Source organism: Roseateles sp. (assembly GCF_031397715.1).
In the GTDB taxonomy this organism is placed as follows: domain Bacteria; phylum Pseudomonadota; class Gammaproteobacteria; order Burkholderiales; family Burkholderiaceae_C; genus Paucibacter_A.
Map to the genome: position 1 here is coordinate 1 of NZ_JANNMI010000465.1, position 1693 is coordinate 1693.

General features: G+C 64.4%; 2 protein-coding genes. Both read left to right on the plus strand.

Annotated elements, in window-relative coordinates; all coding sequences use genetic code 11:
* The first annotated feature begins 171 nt into the window (after window positions 1–171).
* Window positions 172–1146 (plus strand): D-alanine--D-alanine ligase, encoded by a 975-nt coding sequence (locus tag RMO57_RS20670; protein WP_310389883.1) that lies wholly within the window; start codon window positions 172–174, stop codon window positions 1144–1146.
* Between the two features lie 12 nt (window positions 1147–1158).
* The coding region (locus tag RMO57_RS20675) for a cell division protein FtsQ/DivIB (RefSeq protein WP_310389881.1) at window positions 1159–1693 on the plus strand (535 nt) is incomplete at its 3' end.

Consider the following 1693-nt stretch of genomic DNA (forward strand, 5'->3'; position numbering starts at 1 on the left):
GGGCAAGGTCGAACCGCTGTTTGTTGAGGCGGTGGCGGACTTGCCTGCGCAGATCATCCTCACGGCAAAGGCCGGCGACGTGGTGATCGTGATGGGCGCGGGCACGATTGGCGCGGTGCCGGCACAGACGGTTGAACTACTGATGACGATGAAGAAGGGCGCGCAGCCATGATGACTAAGCTGGACTTGAATATTGATCCCAAAGCGCTGGGCAAGGTGGCCGTGTTGATGGGCGGCGACTCGGCCGAGCACGAGGTCTCGCTGACCATGTCCGGCCCCGGCGTGCTGGCGGCCTTGTTGCACAGCGGCGTCGACGCCCATGCCTTCAACCCGGCCGAGCGCGGCCTGCATAAGTTGAAGGCGGAAGGTTTCAACCGCTGCTTCATCGCCCTGCATGGCCGCCACGGCGAAGACGGTACGGTGCAGGGCGCCTTGGAGTTACTCGGCATCCCGTACACCGGCTCGGGCGTGCTGGCCTCGGCCATTGCGATCGACAAGATCATGACCAAGCGTCTGTGGCTGGCCGATGGCCTGGCCACGCCGCGTTACGCCCAACTCAAAAAGAGCGACATCAGCCGCGAGCGCTGCATGGCCATTCCCGACCAACTGGGTCTGCCCATCATCGTCAAGCCGCCGCATGAAGGCTCGTCGATGGGCATCAGCAAGGTGCTGGGCTACTCGCAGATGCTGGACGCTGTGCAGCTGGCGGCCCGGTTCGACGACGAAATTCTTTGCGAAGAATTCATTGACGGCCCCGAGCTGACCTGCCCCGTCTTGGGCGAGGGCGACACCGCTTTTGCGCTGCCGGTGGTGTGCATCGAGGCTGAAGGCGGCAACTACGACTACCAGAACAAATACTTCACCGACACCACCCGCTACCTGACCGGCAGCTTGGATGCAGCGCTCGAAGTCGAGGTGCGTGCGCTGGTGCTGGCCGCCTACAAGTCGCTCGGCTGCCGGGGCTGGGGTCGCGCCGACGTGATGCTGCGCAAGCGTGACAACAAGCCTTTTCTGCTGGAGATGAACACCTCGCCCGGCATGACCTCGCATTCGCTGGTGCCGATTTCGGCCAAGGCGGCCGGCATTTCGTACGAGCAGCTGTGCCTGTGGCTGTTGTCGCAAGCCCGTTTAGACGGCAAGGCCTGACCCTCTCAAGCCATGCGCAGCCGCAATCCGACCAGCCCAATGCCGCCCAGCCCATTGCCGCCCGATATCCGCCTGATGAATGCGGTGACGGCGCTGCTGCTGGCGGTGGTCGTGGTGGCCGCGGCCGGTTTGGCGCTGCGCTGGCTGGTGCGCTTGCCGGTGTTTGCGATCCGCGCCATCCAGGTCGATGGTGATGTGACGCGCAATAGCGAGGCCTCGCTGCGTGCCAATGCCTTGCCGCGCTTGTCGGGCTCGTTTCTGAGCATGAATCTGCAAGACGGCCGTGACGCGTTCGAGGCCGTGCCTTGGGTGCGGCGGGCGGTGGTGCAGCGGGTCTGGCCGAGCCGGCTCGTGGTCAAGCTGGAGGAGCACCGTCCCAGCGCCTATTGGGAAGCCGAAGGCGCCGACGCGCAAGGTGAGGCCGGTATCGAGCGTTTGCTGGTGAACAGCTTCGGCGAAGTGTTTCAAGCCAATTTGGGCGATGTTGAGGACGACGACTTGCCGGTTTTGGTCACGGCCGGACGGGTTGCCATGGCGCTGGTCGGCG

Excerpts from the sequence above, each read along its gene's own strand:
- RMO57_RS20670 (WP_310389883.1), top strand. The coding sequence starts at position 172 with ATGACTAAGCTGGACTTGAATATTGATCCCAAAGCGCTGGGCAAGGTG.